Annotated in this window: 20 protein-coding genes and 1 pseudogene; 6 read left to right on the forward strand and 15 right to left on the reverse strand. The window is 39.5% G+C overall.

Annotation, left to right across the window (positions count from 1 at the left end; genetic code table 11):
- Positions 1 to 192 precede the first annotated feature (192 nt).
- Both B5F18_RS10775 and B5F18_RS10780 read right to left on the reverse strand, forming a co-directional pair.
- On the reverse strand, positions 193 to 690 hold the full coding sequence (locus tag B5F18_RS10775) for a GyrI-like domain-containing protein (protein WP_087157669.1): 498 nt from the start codon (positions 688 to 690) through the stop codon (positions 193 to 195).
- 350 nt (positions 691 to 1,040) lie between these two features.
- Entirely contained in the window at positions 1,041 to 1,556 is a 516-nt protein-coding gene (locus tag B5F18_RS10780; protein WP_087157670.1) for a PadR family transcriptional regulator, read from the reverse strand.
- 196 nt (positions 1,557 to 1,752) lie between these two features.
- On the opposite strand from B5F18_RS10780, the gene B5F18_RS10785 reads away from it, so the two are divergent.
- On the forward strand, positions 1,753 to 3,099 hold the full coding sequence (locus B5F18_RS10785) for an MATE family efflux transporter (protein WP_087157671.1): 1,347 nt from the start codon (positions 1,753 to 1,755) through the stop codon (positions 3,097 to 3,099).
- A 198-nt stretch (positions 3,100 to 3,297) separates the two neighbouring features.
- Here the strand turns inward: B5F18_RS10785 and B5F18_RS10790 are convergent, their stop codons facing one another.
- From B5F18_RS10790 to B5F18_RS10800, 3 genes are read right to left on the reverse strand one after another with little or no spacing between them, the layout of a single operon-like run.
- A complete protein-coding gene (locus tag B5F18_RS10790) occupies positions 3,298 to 3,996 on the reverse strand; it encodes a DUF4097 family beta strand repeat-containing protein (RefSeq protein ID WP_087157672.1) in 699 nt (232 codons plus the stop codon).
- A 15-nt stretch (positions 3,997 to 4,011) separates the two neighbouring features.
- Complete coding sequence (locus B5F18_RS10795) at positions 4,012 to 4,659, reverse strand: hypothetical protein (RefSeq protein ID WP_087157673.1); 648 nt, start codon at positions 4,657 to 4,659, stop codon at positions 4,012 to 4,014.
- Positions 4,656 to 5,507, reverse strand: a complete 852-nt coding sequence (locus B5F18_RS10800) for an ATP-binding cassette domain-containing protein (RefSeq protein ID WP_162607582.1) — start codon at positions 5,505 to 5,507, stop codon at positions 4,656 to 4,658. Before B5F18_RS10800 ends, B5F18_RS10795 begins: the two co-directional genes overlap by 4 nt.
- Before the next feature lie 112 nt (positions 5,508 to 5,619).
- Between B5F18_RS10800 and B5F18_RS10805 the strand changes: the two genes are divergently transcribed.
- Entirely contained in the window at positions 5,620 to 6,402 is a 783-nt protein-coding gene (locus B5F18_RS10805; protein WP_087157675.1) for a MerR family transcriptional regulator, read from the forward strand.
- A 195-nt stretch (positions 6,403 to 6,597) separates the two neighbouring features.
- On the opposite strand, the gene B5F18_RS13085 is transcribed toward B5F18_RS10805, so the two are convergent.
- The 6 genes and pseudogenes from B5F18_RS13085 to B5F18_RS10830 form a co-directional block, all read right to left on the reverse strand.
- Positions 6,598 to 6,783 (reverse strand): Abi-alpha family protein, encoded by a 186-nt coding sequence (locus tag B5F18_RS13085; RefSeq protein ID WP_442911374.1) that lies wholly within the window; start codon positions 6,781 to 6,783, stop codon positions 6,598 to 6,600.
- 76 nt (positions 6,784 to 6,859) lie between these two features.
- The gene (locus tag B5F18_RS10810; RefSeq protein WP_162607583.1) at positions 6,860 to 8,122 is read right to left on the reverse strand and encodes a Wadjet anti-phage system protein JetD domain-containing protein; all 1,263 of its coding nucleotides are present in this window, start codon (positions 8,120 to 8,122) and stop codon (positions 6,860 to 6,862) included.
- On the reverse strand, positions 8,106 to 11,468 hold the full coding sequence (locus B5F18_RS10815; protein ID WP_162607584.1) for an ATP-binding protein: 3,363 nt from the start codon (positions 11,466 to 11,468) through the stop codon (positions 8,106 to 8,108). The genes B5F18_RS10810 and B5F18_RS10815 overlap by 17 nt, the downstream gene beginning before the upstream one ends.
- Positions 11,422 to 12,072, reverse strand: a complete 651-nt coding sequence (locus tag B5F18_RS10820) for a DUF4194 domain-containing protein (protein ID WP_087157678.1) — start codon at positions 12,070 to 12,072, stop codon at positions 11,422 to 11,424. Before B5F18_RS10820 ends, B5F18_RS10815 begins: the two co-directional genes overlap by 47 nt.
- Positions 12,053 to 13,462 (reverse strand): Wadjet anti-phage system protein JetA family protein, encoded by a 1,410-nt coding sequence (locus B5F18_RS10825; protein WP_143468411.1) that lies wholly within the window; start codon positions 13,460 to 13,462, stop codon positions 12,053 to 12,055. Before B5F18_RS10825 ends, B5F18_RS10820 begins: the two co-directional genes overlap by 20 nt.
- Positions 13,463 to 13,838: 376 nt before the next feature.
- Positions 13,839 to 13,988: pseudogene (locus B5F18_RS10830) on the reverse strand (TIGR04076 family protein); the annotation flags it as partial.
- 131 nt (positions 13,989 to 14,119) lie between these two features.
- Between B5F18_RS10830 and B5F18_RS10835 the strand changes: the two are divergent.
- Complete coding sequence (locus tag B5F18_RS10835; RefSeq protein ID WP_242955853.1) at positions 14,120 to 14,407, forward strand: hypothetical protein; 288 nt, start codon at positions 14,120 to 14,122, stop codon at positions 14,405 to 14,407.
- A gap of 125 nt (positions 14,408 to 14,532) precedes the next feature.
- Here B5F18_RS10835 and B5F18_RS10840 read toward each other — a convergent pair whose 3' ends face one another.
- Positions 14,533 to 15,429, reverse strand: a complete 897-nt coding sequence (locus B5F18_RS10840; protein ID WP_242955854.1) for an ABC transporter permease — start codon at positions 15,427 to 15,429, stop codon at positions 14,533 to 14,535.
- Positions 15,426 to 16,340, reverse strand: coding sequence for an ABC transporter ATP-binding protein (locus B5F18_RS10845; RefSeq protein ID WP_087157680.1), 915 nt, complete (start codon positions 16,338 to 16,340; stop codon positions 15,426 to 15,428). Before B5F18_RS10845 ends, B5F18_RS10840 begins: the two co-directional genes overlap by 4 nt.
- Before the next feature lie 469 nt (positions 16,341 to 16,809).
- Between B5F18_RS10845 and B5F18_RS10850 the strand changes: the two genes are divergently transcribed.
- The 3 genes from B5F18_RS10850 to B5F18_RS10860 all read left to right on the forward strand — a co-directional run bounded on the left by B5F18_RS10850 (position 16,810) and on the right by B5F18_RS10860 (position 19,752).
- The gene (locus B5F18_RS10850; protein WP_087157681.1) at positions 16,810 to 17,457 is read left to right on the forward strand and encodes a TetR/AcrR family transcriptional regulator; all 648 of its coding nucleotides are present in this window, start codon (positions 16,810 to 16,812) and stop codon (positions 17,455 to 17,457) included.
- Positions 17,458 to 17,576: 119 nt separating this feature from the next.
- Positions 17,577 to 18,860, forward strand: coding sequence for an MFS transporter (locus B5F18_RS10855; RefSeq protein ID WP_087157682.1), 1,284 nt, complete (start codon positions 17,577 to 17,579; stop codon positions 18,858 to 18,860).
- 256 nt (positions 18,861 to 19,116) lie between these two features.
- The gene (locus B5F18_RS10860) at positions 19,117 to 19,752 is read left to right on the forward strand and encodes a VanZ family protein (RefSeq protein ID WP_087157683.1); all 636 of its coding nucleotides are present in this window, start codon (positions 19,117 to 19,119) and stop codon (positions 19,750 to 19,752) included.
- A 230-nt stretch (positions 19,753 to 19,982) separates the two neighbouring features.
- Here the strand turns inward: B5F18_RS10860 and B5F18_RS10865 are convergent, their stop codons facing one another.
- Together B5F18_RS10865 and B5F18_RS10870 are read right to left on the reverse strand one after the other, a co-directional pair.
- On the reverse strand, positions 19,983 to 21,032 hold the full coding sequence (locus B5F18_RS10865) for an aldo/keto reductase (protein ID WP_087157684.1): 1,050 nt from the start codon (positions 21,030 to 21,032) through the stop codon (positions 19,983 to 19,985).
- Positions 21,033 to 21,054: 22 nt separating this feature from the next.
- On the reverse strand, positions 21,055 to 21,588 hold the full coding sequence (locus B5F18_RS10870; protein WP_087157685.1) for a flavodoxin family protein: 534 nt from the start codon (positions 21,586 to 21,588) through the stop codon (positions 21,055 to 21,057).
- Between the last annotated feature and the right edge of the window lie 28 nt (positions 21,589 to 21,616).

Below are 21,616 nucleotides of genomic sequence, written 5' to 3' on the forward strand. Positions count from 1 at the left end.
CGAATTCCTAACTTACGCCTTTTTTGAAAAATACGTCGTAGGTCTATTAAGGTTACCCTTTTGTATGAAAATCTTTTTAAAATAACTCTTGACTATTTACCAAATTGCTATTATTTGCAATAGACATATTCGGTTTCATCTATAATACGATTGAATGAAAAGAATCCATTCACTTTATTTTATTATTTTGTATTATTTTCTGAGTTTGACTGGAATCCAAACTTCACTATATGCATAATTTTCTTTGTGCTCATCCATTTTTGTAAAGGAGAATGAAAACGAAAATGCCAACTCATACTCAGAAGTCAAAAACCATTCTGAATAAATTCTGGCCATGGTATCTTGTAATGTAAAAGGAAATGGTCCTTCATTTGGAAATACAGCCCATGTAAGCGCAGGAACGGAAACTTTGTCTAGTTGATTGCTTATATCCTCGCGTGTGGTTAAAACGCCAACTAAATGTGTCAGTTGTCCCTTTTCTTCAAGAAAATCGGTATCCGAATCGTAAGAAACATTCACTACTTCACGCGGTTCCATATTTTGAAGTTCATGCATTTCTTTCCATTGTTCTTCTGTTATTCCCTGCGCTAATTCTACAATTTCATTATTTACACCTTCAAATTGCAGTGATATACGCTTGCTGACTCCAACAAAATTAAACGTTTCTTTTGAAACAATTTTATATTCCATACTCGCTCCTCCTCGAACTGTGATAGTAAAATTTAATCATTCACTGAAACAAATATTTTATTCCTTCAAACTCTACATCTTTATTTTTTCAGCATCACCAAATAATGAATCTGTTTTATCACACTTTCTGATAATGGCACCTACTCCTTTACCAAATCCCGTACAAAATAAAAAACTTCTTTATGTCCGACCACCTTCATGTGATCTTTCAAAGGCTTTTGATCAATTGTAAAGCCACGCAGAACCATATTACTATTATAGCTGGCATTCTTTATTGCCTCCTCCGTAAAATAATTATCATACCGGGACAATCTGTAAAAGCTGTAAATCAGGTCGTAATATTGAATATTTTATTTGATCGAATCAATCCATTTTTCTATTGTTTCAACCAAAACAAATTGCTGCTGTAAAACAGCCATACCCGTTGCAGGAATTTCTGGTATGTTTTCCTTTTCTCGTATATTCTGCTCCAAATAACTCTTCAGTTCTTTTATATTCTCTTCTATGTTTCGTATGCACAGCCTTTGCTTTTCTAAAGGGAGGCTGTCCAAATTGACAATGACTGCATTAAAGTCCAAAAAAATATGAATAGGCTTAGTCGCAATTTCCAGCATCAGCTTTTCAAATTCTTGTTCCCCTGCATCTGTTAAAGAATACACTGCCTTTTCAGGCATTTTCCCTTCTTTGACGATTGTTCCTTTAATAAACCCCTTCTTTTCTAATTGTAATGTTTTTTTATAAATCGAAGGTGTACTGATTTTTACCCACTTAGATATATTGCGATATTCAACCAATTTTTGAATCTCGTAGGCACTCATAGACTTTTTCTTCAATATCCCTAACACAATCAAATCAATCGTTGCCATTCTTTCCCACCTTTCTGTTTTCCATAACAATTTCAAATGCTATAAATTATAGTATTTTACTTTCTATCTATTGTCAAGGAATACTCCTTCATTTTTTCTTGACACATACTATAAAGTATAGTAGTATTTCCTGGTGATATACTATAATTTATATCACTATAAAATATAGTTTTTATGAAAGGAGCAATGATTGAACATGAATGAACAGAACAACAAATTAAAACTACTTGGAAGTGCACCTATACCCAAAGCACTTGTCTCGCTTGGCATACCTATTATGATAGGTATGTTAATCAATGCACTATATAATCTGGTAGATGCATATTTTGTTGGAGGTTTAGGAGAACGTCCCATGGGTGCAATTTCCATTGTATTTCCTTTAGGACAGGTGGTTGTCGGACTTGGATTGATGTTTGGAAATGGAGCGGCTTCCTATCTCTCCCGATTATTAGGCTGCAAAGACAAAAATACCGCTGATAAGGTAGCCAGTACGGCTCTTTACAGCAGTATCTTGATTGGAGCAATTTTAATTATTTTTACAGTCATTTTTCTCAAACCTATTTTACTTCTGCTTGGTGCGACAGAAACAATCATGCCATATGCATTAACCTATGCCCGAATTTATATCCTTTCGTGCATTTTCAATGTATTTAATGTCACAATGAATAACATTGCAGCAAGTGAAGGGGCAGCTAAAACAACTATGAGTGCGTTACTTTTAGGAGCTATTATGAATATAGGCTTAGATCCTCTTTTCATCTATACCTTTCATATGGGAGTAGCCGGAGCAGCAATTGCTACTGCAATTTCACAATTTATTTCCACTCTTGTTTACCTGTCTTATATTCTACGAAAAAAAAGCGCTTTCACATTTAGCCCAAAAGCTTTTTCTCCGACAAGACAGATATTTACGGAAATTTTAAAAATAGGTATTCCCACTTTAACTTTCCAACTACTTACCAGTCTCTCTATCGCACTCATTAACCGTGCCGCAAATGGATATGGTGACGCTGTCATTGCCGGAATGGGGGCTGTAACAAGAATCACTTCTATGGGAACATTAGTTGTTTTTGGCTTTTTAAAAGGTTTTCAACCGGTTGCCGGTTTTAGTTACGGAGCAAAAAATTTCAAAAGGCTACGTCAATCCATTAAAATTTCCATTCTATGGTCAACTGTTTTTTGTATCATTGTGGGGTTGTTAATGATTTTATTCTCCGAACAGATCATCTCACAATTTGCAAATGGGAATGAAGAAATGATTTTAATTGGGCAGAAATCTCTTGCGGTGAATGGATTTTCATTTTTCCTGTTTGGTTTCTATACTGTCTATTCGTCTCTGTTTCTAGCTCTGGGGAAAGGAACAGCGGGCTTTATTCTTGGTGCCTGCCGACAGGGAATCTGTTTTGTTCCTGTTATTGTGCTTCTTCCCGAAATCTTAGGAATAAATGGAATACTATATGCTCAACCAATTGCGGATATTCTTTCAGTTATTGTAACTGTGTTTATGGCGCTGAATCTTCATAATAAATTATCAGACTCATGACATTCATCACTCTAAACCAAAGATATAGCAACTACTTTTGGCAGAGAAAAGGAATTTAGTTTCCTTCAAAATACGGAAATTTCCGAGCAACTTTGAAGAGGTGTTGCAGGCAAAAAAACGGCGGTAGAAATCAATTCTTTCACAACCGCCGTTTATAAGTGTCCCAAACCCGCAAAACAACAGTTTTTTGAAATACACTTACTCGTTTACAAACTCAATATTGACATCACCGTTATTGCCGGACACATTCAGCGTTTTTTCTCCGCCAGCTTTATTGTCCGGCAAAGTACTCTCACCTTTTTTGATCTCTGATTGAATGGCAAAATCATCATAACTTCCTTTAACCGTTCCCGAAATATCTCCGTTTTTAACAGTTAGCCTTAGGACGTCTCCCACATCTAAGTTTCCAAACATAATATTTCCTCCATTAGAAGAAATATTTATACTTCCGGTTACAGCCATTGATGGAAGTGTTATATCCTCGTTTGCTGTGGATAGTGTAAGGTTTTCTAAAAGTGCGTCCGGTATCTGCAGCGATATTTTCCGATTTTCAGCAGACGGTTTTCCTCCAATATAATCTGTCCAATCTTTATTGCTTGCGCTTGTCATAGTCAACACACTTTGGTCAGAAACTGAAATATCGTAAAATTCTTTACTATTTTCATAATATTTAATATGGACTTGTTCGTCCTCGGACAGAGACACTTCAACTTCTCTGTCCCGTACATCCAGATTGATTTCTTTGATCTGTGCATCCGGCGTATAGCTTTTTTCCTCAAATGGTCCGCTATTGTCCGAGCACCCCGCTAAAACAAAACTGCCCAACACAAGACACAATGCAAGGGAAATTATTTTTTTTATTATATTTTGAGCGTCAACTGATTTGATGCAAATCATGATTATCCTCCCTGTCTATAAAGTTTTTCTTTTTAAGACCACAAGCCCTCCGAGAGATAATGCGGCACTTAATAACAGACAAATACAAATGTGCAGGACAGCATTCCTGTTAAGCATGATAATCTGAAAAAATCCAGCCAAGACAGCGCGTAATGGTGCAATCGGTGTAAAAACGCAAATAATTGCAACTAATACCGCGTCAGTCAGCCACCCGTACCAATGTGTCTGCATGGATAACAGCACATGAAGAAAAATCATAACAAGCAGTAAAAAGAACATTTGCTGTAATCCGGCAGCGATGATCCCGTTTTCCGTCCATTTACACACGTTCATCAAATTGATGACTGTCTGCGCTGAATATACAGGGTCAATCACTAGATGTATGACTGTGTTGACAAGGGAAATGCAAAACGCCAGGAACCCATAGCTGATTAGACAGCCGGAAAAGTAATCTTTCTTGCTCGCTCCCAAATGCATTAACTTTGTGAAATCATAAAATACAAAAAAGAATGGGGTCAAGACTGCAAGCAGCCAAGTATAATTTCCATTGCTTAAAACAACATTGCCGGAAGATGTGGCACAAAGTGCCACAAGAGCCGTAATGATGAAACTGATCTTATTGCTTGCAAGCAAGCGTTTTACGATCGCAAAAATAGCTGTCATCTTTTTACACCTCCCTTATGTCCCACCATTTGAATAAAGAAATCCTGCAAAGACAGTGGGCGAATTTCCAATGAAGCAGTCTGTTTTGGCGGGTTGTCGAAGATATAACTTGTCACAAGACCTCCAACAGTATCCTGACCGATAATATTTAAATTTCGGGTCGCAGTCTCCACATCTTTTTGAAGTCCGCTGATACGAAATGCTTTTGTTTCAACCGATTGTAATGTATCAAAGAAACGGATGTTTCCTTTATCAATAATGATCAGCTTTTGAATTGTCTTTGCGATTTCCTCAATGATGTGGGTGGATACGATAATAATTCGCGGATGTTTCTGAAAACTCTCTGTCAGCATATTGTAAAACTCCACGCGCATAATTGCGTCAAAGCCGAGAACAGGTTCGTCTAAAAGAATGACCTCTTTATTACTTGCCAAACAGATAATCGTTGAAACCATCGTTTTCATGCCAAGAGAAAGATGCTTAAACTTCTTTTTTCCATCCAATTCAAAACGCTCCATCATCTCCGAAGCAAAATCATAATCATAGTCTGGGTTTACTTCGGAAGCAATCCGCAGCAGTTTCCGCACCGGAAGATTAAAATGCCTTGCAAAGTTTTCGATATAGCTGACGCCTGTATCCAAAGTGGATGTTGCTATTGTCTTACCGTCAACTTTAATACTGCCGTTTGTAATGTTTTGATACCCGGCAATCGATTTGAGAAGCGTTGTTTTATCTGCGCCATTTCTGCCAAGCAAACAATATATCCCCGGTTCGTCAACAGAAAGGGTAATGTTTTTTAGTACGGTCGCCTGCCCGTACTGCTTTGTTACTTGTTTGAGTTCTATCATGCAGCCATTCCTCCTAAACAGCATTGATCTATCTATTGATTTTTGCAATATCCTATGCGAAAATGAATTATAAACTTTTGTGTTACACAAAGGTCAATAGGAGAAAATAAAAATGAAGAAATATCTTTCAGTCGGAGAAGCTGCAAAAGCTGTCCAAACAACGAGCGAAACGCTGCGGCATTATGACCGTATCGGATTGGTGAAACCAAGCAAAAAAGACGAATGGACCAATTATCGCTATTATACTGAGCAGGACATTGTTCGGTTGAATACAGTACGGGCTTTGCAGCTTATGGACTTGCCTTTACAGGAAATAAAAAAGGTTTTAGAATATGACGATCTTGAAAAAATTATCGACTTTTTAGCGCAAGCAGAAAAAAAGGCTGATGAAAAAATATCAGCACTCCAGTACAGTAAATCAAAAATCCAGTTGGCAAAAGCAGACTATGAAAGAAAACTGCAGACACAGCAAAAGTTCAATGGTACTTTTCTCAAAGATTATCCAGAGCGTGTTATTTTGCTATCAGACACCTTAGAAAAGCCAACGCTTGATAATCTTTGGAATTATCTCGGCCATTTCTACGATAAAGTTACTCCTGCCTTAAAAGAGCAATTTTCCTTTGAGGATTTAGCTGGCATATACACCGAAAATGGAATAACAAGGCTCTTTGCTGTCTGTATTCGTTATGCAGATATAGACGGATTAAAGGTATTGCCAAAAGGAAAATACCTGTGCGCCAACTGCTCGGAAGAAAACAGAGAACAAATGCTGCGCGAGTTAATACACATAGCTCAAACAAAATATGGCGTAGAGCCGACATTTACGGTACAACTTATTGTTGTATCTGGTATTTTGCAATGGAATTATGAAGTACAGGTTTTGGTTGATAGATAAGTTAGAGTTGAACAAAATCGATGGGAGATGACCTGTCAGGGTTGTGGCCTAAAAAAATGGCGAAGTAGAGTATCCCAAAGAGGATCTGTTGACAAGCTCACTTTTCCAGGTCTTTTTTGCATTTTTTCTTCTAGAATCACATAAAAAGACTGGTAAATCCGGTTATTCACACCGCTTTTACCAGCTGTTTGAGATTTAATGTAGTTTCCGATAAGAGACATTCTTCCTTCGCTCTAATTTAATCCCACCATTCAAATCCCTCTCTGTCAATTCTGCTATTGGAAAAGTAGACTGTTTCTTAAAAAGAAGTAAAAAACGAGCGTCCACAGGTGATAATTGTTTAATAATTCCCGGAAAAGAGAGATTTAAAATGAATCTCATCCTCAAACTTAGGAACCGAAAGCAAAAAAAACAGCTGTCAAATCAATTTCATTTGATTTGTTATCTGTAAATTCTATCATTTTAAAATCATGGCCTCCTGTTCCAGCCGAATCTTTTCTTCCAGCATTTTAGCTATTACCTGGTGAAAACAAGCATAATTCGAATCCCTGGACAGCTTTTCCAATGCCTTAAGATAAGAAAGCGATGTAATCTTCATAGTATCATCATGATACTGCTCAAGACACTGCGTATCCATTCGGTACGGTTTCAGTTCCGAGACGATATTTTCCCGAAGCCTCTGAAAGATACGGAATCCGCCTACATCAATATCCCCCCAATGATAATATTCCGGTTTCCTTGGCTGACATTCCAATCCTTGCAAAATTTTCCTAAACCACTTGCCCTTGATTGGGCTGTAACAGCCACCATGGAAAATCACCAATTCTTCTTCTGTCTTCTCGTGAGATATATACCAGACATAGTTTGCCTTGTTCTCAATAAAAAGAACTCTGTCTATCTGTTCCGTTTCTACCCAGGATATATGCAAAACCGTCTCTGAATTGATATATGCTCCATATTTTTCCGCAGTATAATCAATATTGCAGCCATCTTCCAGGTGTACCTTCAATTTCCCGGTAAACTCCAGAATCTCCGGCCAGCGCACGACTCCCTTCTCTCTTAGGAGTTCATCATCCTCTGGGATATCTTCTCCTATTTGCCTTTTCGCCTCTTTCAGAATCGATAATACTTTCGACTTTACATCCTGTTCAAAACGTTTGCTGTCTCCATAGAGCGCCTGACTCATGAGACGCTCCATCTGCTCATTTTCATTTTTCTCCATATGGACCAGACATTTTAAAATATCTTCATTTAGAATCCTGTCCTCTGAAAAGTAGGAAGAACATTTCTTCCTGTTCTTTATTTCCTCTATACACGTTTCCAGGAAAACCAAAAGCTGCGTTCCCGGGGACAGTTTCCCCGCATATTTTTCGATCAAGGCCAAAAGTTCAGCCGCCGTTTCCTTTGTCGGAGTGCGCTCAATCCGTCGATACCCCTCTCTTATCCTATTCTCATCTTGGATAAGCCAGATCTTATCAACCAAATTGCCCTCCTCAAATTTCACCCAAGAGTAATCTACAAGCTCCTGTTTCTTAAGTTCCACAAGCGTAGCGAAAAAAAGTTTCTTCTCCTCAGGATTCTCCATACCGCTTTGAAGCCAGTTTTCTTCTGAAACTGTAAGTGCAATTCTTCTGGACGAATGTCCAGTTATATACGCTTTGCTTTTTTCATATTTTCCGATCAATCTTTCAAGAATCTTCCTCTCATAATTCATCTTCATCTGAAATCTCCTTAGGATCAAAATAGCGGGTAAAGGAATGCCTGTTGTCCTTATAAACAGCAATGTTGCGGTCCACAAGCGGAGCAATATCCGGAATCTTCTCCGGCGGAGCAGAGAAAATAGCCTGCAGTTCAAAACGACGCAGCAACCGAATGCTTTCCCTGATTCGTTCACCGTCCATCTTGCTGAAAGCTTCATCCAAAATAATCACTCGCAACGTATTGTTCTGATTTTTATTGCGAATCCTGCACACCTGCGAGAAGGATGCCAGCAGCGCAATATAAAACGGAATCTGTGTCTCACCGCCAGACTTCTTTGAAAGCGTTTTTGACAGCCGCTGCTCTTCTCCCTTCTCGTCTGTCACAACCAGATCAAAAACCAGATATGTCTTGTAATCTGTAAATTTTTTGATACTTTTTTCGTATTCTGCCCGTCGCTCAGCACTGACATTTATCTCATTGAGGATCAAAAGCTGAAACAGCTCGTCAATCTCCTTTTGGTACTTCTCGTTGAAATTTTGGGATGCGATGTTCCATCCTCCGGTATCCATCAAAAGCGGATCCATGATCATGTCGTAATAACCGCGGTATTCCGTTCTTGGATTTTTCACAAATCGATACCGATCTGTACCAAAGACGCTTTTTTTCAGCGAGTCATTTAATTCGTCAATCTGCTGTGAAACCGACTCGATATTAGACTTGAGCTTGGCTATGAAATCATCGCGAAACTGGTCGTAAGCTTTCTGTCTGGAATCCCGGATTTTCTCCACATATTCCGGAAGTCTGATTTTTTCCAGTTCATCAAGCTCTCTGTCAAAATTTTGATTACCTTCAAGTTCAATATCATAGGGCATTTTATATATGCTGTTATAAGCAGAACGTTTCTGGGTTCTCTCTTTTCGGAGCTTGTCACGTTTCATCTCTGTCTGTTTCATGCTGGCATAGTAACGATCTCGAAGAGAATGTGTGTATTCTCCCGACTGCATTCGTACCTCCTGAAAGCGTGGTTCCCCGCTTGCTATTAGCCAGTCCACATCAAACCGCTCTTTGATCTTGTTTTGTATTGCAGTAATCTTTAAAATAATCTCCGGAAGCTTTTCCTTCTCTATTCCTTCCAATTCTGTTTGCAGGCGTTCATTTTTCTTATCTAATTGATGTCGGGTACTTTCTTTGTTTTCACACTCATTTTTCAACCGTTTTATCTCCTGATTCATCCGTTCCAGATAAGTAAAATCAAGGCAATCATATTCCGCCTGCACCTGCGCGCGCTCCGCCCGAAGTTCTGTGAGTTTTTCGCCCATACCTGCTGCTTTTTTATGCTGCAAAGCCTCATATTCACTTAATACTGCGGTCTCGGATGCCTCCTTTATTACCCTATGCGTATTGCTTACTTCTACATACAGTCTTTTCTGCTTCTCCAGTTCTTTTTCATACTGCTTAAGCATAAGCTCCATTGAGCGTCGACCAATAAAAGGTGTGGCATAACGCGATGGATTCAGTTTCCGGCTTACATACCCCTTATAGAGCATACAACTCTTCGTGATGGCTGTCTTATGATGGTTCAGATCTTCTGCCCATTCACATTTTATGACACTCCCCAAAAGATAATCTGCATAGAGCCTTGCATCCGCATCCTCTGTCTCGATTTCCTCTGAAAGCGAGCCTGTCAGTGGTCCTTTACGGAAATTCTTCCGAAGTTTTCCGATATCCACAAGACCTGCATCGTAGATCGGATTCCCTTTTCTCTCCCGATCATAGATACGCAGGGCATCCCTATAATACTTTTCGGGCACCAGAAGATAAAATTTCTGCCTGTCCAGATATCCTTCAATGGCATCCCGCCATGCAGGATCACGAATCTCAAGAAGATCTGCAAGCACAGACACCTGCACAGTCTTTTTTTGCATTGCGAAAAGTTCTTCCTCCAAAAGGCGTTTTAAAGCCATTACCTGCGGCGGAAACGGTTTAATCCCTTTTTTCAGATTCCTAATTTTCCCTTCCAGTTCCTCTATGCCTTTTTGAATCTGCCCCGCTCTGTTTTTTAGTTCGATCCGATATTCACTCAGCACATTTTTAATCTTTGAAAGTTTTTCAGCAGTTTCCTGAAAAGGAAAATCCACAAGTTGTTCCTCCGTCGCACTGCACATGCACTCCACAATCTTTGTATATTCCTTATCCGGCTCGTATCCAACCTTTCGTGTCCGGGCAAATGCCTGTGTCCACACGTTTCCATAACTGCGTAACTGTTGGAATGCTTCCCGGAATCCCTGCTCCAGAATCTGTATCTGTTCTCCCAGTTTCTCCAAACTCTCCCTCAGTCGTTTCTCTCTTTGGACAATATCGGAACCTCTGTATTCCTCTTCCAGTTTTTCATACTCTGCCTTCAGCTTTTTCGTTTCCACTTTCAGCAAAGCCATCTCTTCTTCCTGCTGAGCGACACGCATCCGTTTTTCTTCTGCCTGTTCCTTGAGTTCATGCTCCTGCACCTCATACTCTTCCTGCTCTGCCCGGATCACAATATAACTTTGCTGTACGAACCTTTCTTTTTCTCTCTCATAGTTTTGATGTATTTTACGAATCTCCTGCAGATATCCGATCCTCTCCTCAGCTTTTCTTGCATCCTCCTCCAGATTCTTGTACTGACGGATATCGCTTTGCATCTGCTCTACATTGATATTGTTTTTTACATCGCAGATGGATTCTGTAATGAATTTCTCAATGTCGGAAATGGGCGAAAAGGGAACTGCCTTTTTTAACAGGATACGATATTTATTCTTCATTTGCCCGAATTTCCCAAGCGTCATTTCCTGATAACGCTTGTTGGTATCATAGAACTCATAGAAATTACTTTTCTTTCTTCCATAAGTACGGGCAAAATAGGTTTTCAGACCTGCAATATCAAAGGGCGTATTCGTTGTTTCATCTACAAAACAGTTCTCCGGAATTCCATTCGAATGCAGCATAAACCATTTATAGTCATAAGTTTGATCCCTGTAGCAATCACAGACAATTCCTGTCGTAAAAAGCTTTTTCTTCTCTGTGTCTTCAAACTCCAGCGCCACATAACTGGAAAAGCGCTCATTTCTCAGATAACGGAATCCCGCATTTCCGTCATCTCCCATTTCCCCAAAAAGGTAACTTTTGAGCGTCCTGGAAGACTTATCATTTGCCGCCTTATTAAAAAAGCTGCCATTTGTATCACCTAGCAATACCAACTGCAGAGCATCGATAATAGTGGATTTTCCTGCCGCAGTTTTACCGGTCAGAAAATTAATCATATCAAATTTTATCAGCTCTATGTCATAATGATGCCAATGGATTAGCAGCATTCTCTTCAATTTCTTCATCCTCGCCTGTGTCCTCCTCATCGATCAATTGATACATGTTTCCGATTCGTTCATTTGTAACAACAAAAAGAATCGTAGGCAGTATCAAAAGCTTTGTGTCCGCTGCTTCCCATGCTCCCTCTACTTTCTCTATAACTCGGAAACGCTGCAATATACGCAAGGAATCTCGCAATGTATTATTGGGCAGTTTCCTTTTAATGATTCCTAATGAGATCATCTTATGAACCAAATCTCCGGTGCAAGTAAAAATATCGCTGTTGAGGGAGAGCTTTTCTCTCTCCTCCTCATAGATCAGCCGCAGTACATAGACCATCAGCGTCGTGGCTTTATCAAACTTATAACGGTTGGACTCATAGTCACTGGAAAGCCAGATTACGCCGTAATTGTTGTCTCGTTCCAGATGAAATCCGGCGAATTCAAGATATCCCCGGAACAATTCGAAATTTCGCTCCACAAAAAGATAATCTGGATTCGTGCGGTTCATGTGATCCTCAAAATCATAGTTCCCCTCCAGGAGATAGGTGCGCGCCAAAAGCATATTTACGATCCGCTTAAAATTCTCCTGCTCTGTCATATTAAGCTTTTCAAGTTTTTCTTCGATCATTTCCCCGCCCCTTCTTCTTCAAAAATCTTACCCGCGGCAGGCTGTAGCCTTGCCGAACCATATTTCCTTCTTCAAATTCTACCCAATAGGGTGCACCTTTCTCGCGTCCGCGAAGTGTGCCTAGCAAAAACAGAATAAAGTTCTCTGGCTGTTCCATGGTCACATCCTCTGTGGTAAATTCCCCATTTTCTCCAAATAAATTTTCCATATAGGCATCTATCTTCCGATCGCTGTATTGCCTGCGAACATCCTGTAAAAAGCCCTCAACAAGGTAAGCGCTCTCTTCTTTTTTCTCCAGGGACAGCGGTTTCCCTTCGGTCTTGGTAGTACGTTTTACTCTACTATACAGGGATTGCATGTCCACATAGGAATGCCGATACGCTTCCAGGGATATACTCATATTCTTAATTATCTGCTCCTCATGAGAATGTTGCAATATGGCAACCAGTTTCCCCTTGGCACTCCGATCCGCATTCATCTGATAACGGATCCTATCAATAGTGGCATTCGTATACTCTACATGTTTTTTGTCGACATCCGCAATCATACTCTCAATATTGTCATAGGTGTCCGCCACATACCCAATCATGCGAAACGCCTCATCTCGTCCTTCCTCCGTATCCGAAAATACATGCCTTGAGACACCCTGATCTGCAATATCAGAAAGAATGCGTTCATCCAGCAACCATTCATTGAGCGTGGAGAGAATGGAGTATTTAAATCTAGGAACCGAGTCGATTGTCTTCAATGGATAATAAACTGTGTCGACAATCTGCTCTTTATATCGATCAAAGTGTTCATATAAAAGTTCATTTACATCCATTCCATCCCCTATGCGCTGATAATAGCGCTTGATATTGTTGAACAAAAGTTTCAGTTCGTCCACCAGACGCACGGTATTTTGATAAGCCGCAGATAATGCCTGATAAAGAAATTCATGATTTTCAGCGGAATTCTTGAGTGCCGCATAAGTCGCATAGACATAACTGTTATACTCTCTCACTCTGTCAGAGGACAAATCATATAAAAGATTGATGACTTCGATGGCATAGTCCGGAATGGTAATATTTTCATCAAAGGAGCCTCTCTCGTATTCAAGCTCCAACCATCCAGTATCCCGAAGTTTCCGAATCAGCAGATGCGCCTTTCCGGAAAGTCCTTCGACACTTCCGGATGCAGCGCACATCTCTTCCTCTTCTTCCGAGAAGTCAGCGTTCAACATGCTGGTTTCCAGCGAATCCACCAGCATGGCGACAAGGTCTTCCCTTCGGATAACCAGCTCCGTCTTAAAAGCCTGCCTAAGAACAAAAAGTGCCTCCACGTACAACTCCTTTTTCATTGATGTCAAAATACTGAAAAATCGATCCGGTATCCGTTCAAACAAACTCAAATTTAATCACCTTACTGTTGTATATTACAAAAAACAAAGACTAAACACTTATTATTACATAAATATTATAGACAAAAGCCAGTAGTCATGCAACCGTTTGTCCCTTGACTCATCCTACATGTCTAACTGATGTTTTAAGAAACCTTTTCAACGGTACAATTACCAGGAAAAGATAGATACCAAAATATACCACAAACACTAAAACATATATTATAACAATATATTCATTCATTGGATTTTTTTCGTATAGCAGTTTCTATGACTGCATTGAAATTCGTATAGCCGAAATCTTTTTACCAGATTTAAATTGAACGATGCTTGCACCAACGATTCCAAATAAGCCGGAACACACTCCTTCAAAAATTTTTTCCATATGCTATTGAGCAAGCCATACCCTCATTTTCTTCAAATTGCCCGCTCCGTGGGCCAGTGCAAAAACATATTGATAAATCGCCTTCCATGCCTCATCACATAACCCTTCCGGCTTTGCGTAATCCGCATAAAATGTCTGTGCTTCTTTCATCATAAATCACATTTTCCTTTTCTTTCATACAATTCCTCAGAGTCCTATCCTATACTTATTCTACCATAGCTGCTTTAAGTTTAGGAGGAGAACACACAGTAGAAAGCCCGTTAAAATCGTAAACAAATCCGTATTTGCAGGATGATGTACTTCAAAAATTAAAAACGCAGCTTGCTGACTCAAAAGGGATTTTCAAAGCCAAAGAGCGAACGACTCTTGCCGAACAGATACAGCAGACAGAAAAGAAAATTTCTACAAAGCTGGATAAGCTACCCGATATTCTGAAAGAGGACGGTTATCCCGATGTACAGGCATTTATGCGGACTTTCCGAGAAATGGAAAGCGTTGTGGAACAGTACAACCGTTACCTTGCCGAGTGGGAACGCCAGACCAGCAGGAAATCAATAACCGCCGATAAATAGCAGCGCAAAGACAGCGTAAAAAATCCTTTGACAGAGATAGCCGATAGACACAGAAACACCGCCGTTATGGTGTTATCCATACGGCGGTGCATAGTTCCCATTGACGTTTATTTGCTCATAACACATTAATTGCTATACTTTTTAGATTTGTTTAACAGAATATAAATGCCAATCAATACAACAATAGTAATCCCCAGTATCATATACATCGTTGAGGTACTTACTGGATTCCCTAAAAAATAGAGATTACAATCAAGGGAATCCTTTAGTTTTTCAATAACACTTGTTGGAATACCCTGATTCTGCATTTCAGCAAGAACACCTTGCATTGTATGATTTCGAATAAGTGATGTACCATAAGTGCCCGGCAAAAATGAGATTATCTTTTGTAGTCCTTCACCAAATGATGAAATAGGCATATATGCACCACAAATGAAACCATATCCTGCGCTGATAATTGTGCCTACTGCTGAAATTTGTCCTTGTGTTGATAAGAAAAAGTTAATTATCGAAGATAGGGCTGTTCCAAACAAAACAAGGAGTAAAATATCAGTAAACAAAAAAAATACATCTGCAAGTGACATATACCAACCGATAACCGCCACATAAGCAAAACAAATACACGTTGCAACAAAGCAAATGACAAGCGTTGAAATCAATGTCGCTATATAATAACTCAGCGAAATTGTAGTGGATTTTACGGGAGATATTCTTAAATCTTTTATCGCACCATTTGCTTTATCTTGTACCATTAAAAAGTTTGAACAAAAAGCAACTGTCACACACGAAACAGCTAGAATAGATGATATAAGCTGACCGCCTACCATTCCCTCTACTATGCTTTCCGAAAGTTTTAATGTATCAGGTAAATTAGATGTAAAACTATCACGGTACTCATTTCCGAGAAAGGTTGCATAAAGTACGAGCAAAATAGCAGGTGTTACCAAAGAGGTAAAAAACATTCCTTTATCTTTGAAAAACAGTTTGATATTTCTTTTGATAAGCATAAAAGATGCACTCATTTTTCCGCACCTCCTACCAATGTTTTACCTGTAACTTCAAGGAAAACATCGTCCATTTTTCCTTTTGTTATTTCATAATCGTTGAATAATTGAGGATTATGAATAATCAAATCAGTTGCTTCCCTTGTATTTCGAACTGAAAGACGATAACCGTTTCGTATCTTCTCATATTCTACACCAAGTTCTCTAATAGTATCTTCATTTGCACCGTAGATTGTAATGTAATCTCCAGTATAAATATTTTTTAGTTCAAGCGGAGTGCCTTCAGCAGATATTTTACCATCATCTATAATTACAACATAGTCGGCTTCTGCGGCTTCCTCCATATAATGCGTAGTTAGAAATACGGTCATATTTTCATTTTTACGGAAACTTGATATGACATTCCAAAGTGTTCTACGAGTTTGTGGGTCAAGTCCTGTCGTCGGCTCGTCAAGAATAAGAATTTTGGGCTTATGAAACAGAGCCCTTGCAATATCAATTCTTCGGCGTTGTCCTCCCGATAATTTACCAACTGTACGTTTCAATAAATCCTCAAAATCAAGTATTTTCGCAAGTTCAGCAAGTCTTTTCTTAAATTCTATTCCAGTAATACCATATAAAGCGGCGCGACTTTCTAAATTATCGTAAACCGAAAGTGCAGAATCTAGGACAGAAGATTGAAAAACTACGCCAAGTTCCCGCTTAACAAAATCTATATCCTTATCTAAATCGTGTTCGTCAATTAAAACACTACCGCTGTCTTTTGATAGTTGTCCGCACATTATATTGATTGTGGTTGATTTCCCCGCTCCATTGATGCCAAGAAAGGCAAATAACTCTCCCTCTTTAACACGGAAACTTAAATCTTGAACAGCTTTTACGCTCCCAAAACTCTTGCTAAGATGATTGATTTGAATAATATTGCTCATTTATTTTTCTCCTTTATAACGGGCTTTAATCTTTCATAGATATGAACTAATATAATCTTTTGTTTATTAGTTATTTGTTCTAATTGAACCAGAAAGCAGCTGACGTAATAGCAATATCGTAAATTAAATGCATTATAGCATGATACGTTATCAAAAGTCATTATAAAAAGGAACACATCAGAAAGAATTATTGTAGTGTTTTTCCTGCTTTCAGAAAATAAATTGTGGCAGGCAAGGAGTTATTTTTTGACTGCCACAATTGTTTTCAAGGCTTTTGGAGGATTTTATTGATAACCTATGGTGAGCAATGATCGCTCATAATTTTATAGTTTTCAAATCCGTATATGAGTTGCTGTTCAATCAGCAGCGTTCTCACAAAAAATACCAACCGAATGTATCTTGACAAATACTCTTCCATTGCTTACAATAAATACATACCGAATGTATGTTAGTGAAAGGAGGACAGCAAATGGCGAGAAACAAATATCCAGAAGTAACAGTGGAGCGGATATTGGATGTATCTCAGCGCCTGTTTTTGGAAAAAGGATACGACAATACCACCATTCAGGATATTGTCAATGAACTGGATGGATTGTCAAAGGGGGCAGTTTACCACCATTTCAAATCAAAAGAGGAGATTATGGATGCGGTCGGCGACCGGATGTTTTCCGCAAACAATCCTTTTGAGGCTGTTCGCAAACGTTCCGATTTAAATGGCCTGGAAAAACTACGTGAGGCAATTCGGCTGAATCAGTCAGATGAGGCCCGCACCAGCATGACGATACAATCTATCCCTCTGACGAGAAATCCTAGACTTCTTGTAGAAATGATCGAGTCCAACCGGCGTATTCTGACCCCGTATTATTTGGAATTGTTGGAAGAGGGAAACAAGGATGGCTCCTTGCATACAAAATATGCAAGAGAAATTGCGGAGTTGATGCCGCTGCTCACCAGTTTATGGCTGCTGCCAAACGTGTTTCCGGCTACCAAAGAGGAAATGAAACACAAGTTTCACTTTCTTGGAGATATGCTGGAGAAGATGGGCGTACCCATCATGGACGATTCCATCTATGCTTTGGTTGATGAATTCTTTGACAAAATTCCAGATGATAAATAAAGTTGCCGCAAGGCAATTTTATTTTAAAGATATACATTCGTTCGGACGGTATTTTATCTGATACCGTATTTTTATTTAATTTTTTACATACCTTTGTCCGGTATTGAAAGGAGATGCAAATGAAAGAAAAAACCATTCCAAAACTGTTTACTCGTAATTTTACCTTTTTGATTTTAGGTCAGGTCAGTTCACTGCTTGGCAACTATACCTTGAAATTTGCCCTGTCCATGTACGTACTGGAGCAGACCGGATCGGCTTCGGTTTTTGCAGGGCTCTTGGCTCTGGCGCTGCTCCCCACCATTTTTCTCTCTCCCTTTGGAGGTATTCTGGCAGACCGGGCAAATCGCCGCAATATCATGGTAACTCTGGATACGCTGTCCGGCCTGTCTGTGCTCATTGCCGGCTTTGCTATGTTTTTTGGAGGAAATATTCTGGTGATCGGCGTGCTGTTAATCATCCTGTCTGTGCTGGGAGCCTTTGAGTCTCCCACAGTCCAGGCCTGTATCCCTCAAATGCTGTCCGGGGATAACATCCTAAAAGGAAATGCTATTGTGAATCAGGTAGCGTCCATTGCTACGCTCATCACACCGTTTCTTGGCAGCATGTTCTATACGGCATTTGGAATACAGCCGGTATTTTACGCCTCAGTGGCCTGTTTCTTTGTAACTGCCCTGCTGGAATGTTTTATCCGGCTGGATTATAAAAAGCCTGATCGCAAAATGGGAATCAGGGCAATTGTAAAGGAAGATTTTTCTGTCAGTATAAACTTTCTGCGTCTGGAACAGCCCGATATTTTGAAACTGCTGCTTCTTGCCGCTCTGGTGAGCCTGTTTGTGGCTGGTACAGCCGTGGTTGGATTTCCATATCTGGTACGGACCGTGTTGGGTCTTTCCGCCGGACACTATGGTATTGCAGAAAGTCTCATGGGTGTAGCGTCTATTTTAGGCAGCCTTTGCGTTGCAATGTTTGCAAAAAATCTTCGCCTGCGTCACCTTTCCATCGTATTGATATCTTTTGGGTTCTGCCTGATCCCATGCGGCATTGCCTTTTTACTTCCGGTAGATGACTTTACCTGTTACCTGATCCTGCTTCTAATGTTCTGCGCCTGCCAGCTGGGGTGCAGCTTTTTCTCCACCTATGCGATCTCTATCATACAGGAACGTACACCGCAACATCTGATGGGCAAAGTCATGTCCTGCGTGTTCACTTTTTCCATGTGCGCACAGCCAGTAGGCCAGATCGTTTATGGGGCTTTATTCGATCGGTTTTCTGACAGTGCATACTGGATACTGATTCCAAGTGGACTTATCGTATGCGCGATAGGAATGGCCTCAACTGGATTTTTTGCAAAGTTTGGGAAACCCACAATAAAGGATCAGACAGTATCGCTGGGGAATCCTTAAATCAATCAGGCCATTGGCCTAATAATCATGAAATATTAAGGAATTTACAACGATATTACAACAAATGAAAAAGCCTTATATAACGGCTTATACTAAGAAATACAGAGATATAGGAAATTGACACTTGAAATATAGTGTCTTTTTCTGTGTTGTGAAAGAACATGATATTTCAAAAGTAAAAAAGAAATGACGACATTGGAGTATCATGATATAATTGTGCATAACTACTATCATAGTTTGAAAGTGAGCCGAGATAATGAATTTCTTTAGTATATGTACTTTGTTAGATTGTATAGCAGCAATAATCATATATTTCTTATTTTTCTTTCCAAAATGGAATAGAAATTTGTATGAATTATTTATAAAGAGTTGTTTATATATTTATGGGTGCTGTGTATTGTATGTTACTGCAATTATTCCCGTAATAATACCAATCCCTTTTTTCAATATGGATATTTCTCAAATTCATATTAATTTGGTACCCTATATAGATTATTTGAATTCAAACGGAGATTTTATTAGACAAATCCTTTTAAATATATTAATGCTGGTGCCTTTTGGTATTATGTATCCATTTATATATAGAAAAAATTTTAAAAGTACAATTATCAGTGGATTAATTGTAAGTATATGCATAGAATTAATCCAATTAGTTTCGGCAAGGCAGTTTAGTTCTTGTGATATAACAGATATAATTAATAATGGTTTAGGAGTATTTATTGGATATATCATATATAAAATTGGGGGTAAATCCGTAAAGAGATTTTTAAGTCAATTATTAGAAAACAAAAAAGTAAAAACATTTTCCATATCAAAAAGAACGAAAACTATTATACTTGCTATTATAGTAATTCAATTAATTATCCGTTCAATAGTAATGCCACTTATTTAAATCAAATATAAATTGGAATTTGGAAGGGAGTGGTGCTATAAAATATAAAAATATTTTAAAATTCCTCTCTCAGCCGTTCCACCTCTCCCTCCTTCAGCGGAAACCTGACATCCAATCCTTCTGAATCTGAATTCCCAATTAATTTTCAAGCATGCCTCTACCTCGCATTATTAAGCACTCCATATTTCCTAATCATCACACTATAATAATTATATCATATTATACGTTCATTAATGCCCTTCATCTATTTCTTGATCTCCAACAGACCACACATGTTCCTCTTTTACAGAATCCGGTGTATTCTGCGCCATAACACCTACAAGCCTGTGCGGAACATAAAGTTCCTCCAAATAAGAAAGTTCTTCTGACGATAACTCCAGTTGCGTCGCTTTTGCCGCTCCTTCTATATGATGAAGTTTCGTTGCGCCCACTACAGGAGAAGTCACTTTTGTCAAAAGCCATGCAAGAGAAATCTCCGTCATGGAAACACCCATTTGCTTGGCCAGCTTTGCAACCCTTTCGATAATGGCGCCGTCCTCTTTGGAAGTCGCGTCATATTTCAGCCTTGCATAACTATCCTCTCTCAAACGCTTGGAGATTTCTCCGGGATGTTTCGCAAGCCTGCCTCCTGCCAGCGCGCTGTACGGCGTCATGGAAATATTTTCCTCCCGGCAGAGCTTTGCCATTTCCCGCTCTTCTTCCCTGAAAATCAGATTGTAATGGCCCTGCACGGACACAAATTTTGTAAATCCTTCTTTTTCCGCCAGTGCATTTGCCTTAGCAAGCTGGTAAGCAAAGCAGTTGGAAATGCCGATATAACGAACCTTACCGGCCTTTACCACGTTGTTCAGTCCCTCCATAATGTCATAAAGCGGCGTCTCGTAATCCCACATATGATAGATATATAAATCTACATAATCCATGCCAAGATTCGCAAGGCTTTTATTTATCATCCGCTCAATATGCTGCTGCCCGGTGATCCCTGACTGAATTTCATCCTGCGTGCGTGGCAGAAATTTTGTCGCCACAACTACATCGTCACGCTTTGCATAGTCCCTAAGCGCTCTGCCAAGATACTGCTCACTGGTCCCGCTTTGATAGGCAATCGCTGTATCAAAAAAATTGACTCCAAGCTCCAGCCCGCGTTTTATAATTTCTCGGGAATGTTCCTCATCAATGGTCCATGTATGCTGTCCGTTTCCTGCCTCGCCAAATCCCATGCACCCCATACAAATGCGGGAAACATTCAGATCAGATGTCCCTAATTTTCTATACTGCATCACGTTTTCCTCCTTATTTCATTCAAAGTCTCTTTCCAAGCTCATACGCCATTTTCGGATATTGGGTATGCTTTGTCATGGACGGGGTACCGCATCCCCTTCCGAGCACCATCCCCTGATCCTGCAGTTCCAAATACCGCACCAATGTCCGGTAATGACTTTCCAGTGCGTCAAACGTCCAGGTATCATTATTCCACGCAACCGTGAGCAGTGCCGACTTCATATGTTTTCTGGTAATGCTGCTGTTATAGGCGCAAAACCGGTCAACCGCTGTTTTGAGCTGTGCTGACATACCGTAATAATAAAGCGGAGTTGCAAACACAATCATGTCCGCATTTAAAATTGCCGTCCGTATTTTCTCATTATCATCCTGTTGGATACAAGGGCCTTCATATCCGCATGCCACACATCCGGTACACGGATTCAAATTCATATCTGCAAGATCAAATCTTTCCGTGCTGTGCCCTGATTCTTGCGCGCCTCGAATAAATTCTGTAACCAGAATATTTGTCGAACCCCTTTTATTTGGACTTCCCTGTAAAACTACAATTTTCATAAATCATTGCCCCTTGCATACATGCTGA

This window comes from Lachnoclostridium sp. An181 (assembly GCF_002160325.1).
Taxonomy (GTDB): domain Bacteria; phylum Bacillota; class Clostridia; order Lachnospirales; family Lachnospiraceae; genus An181.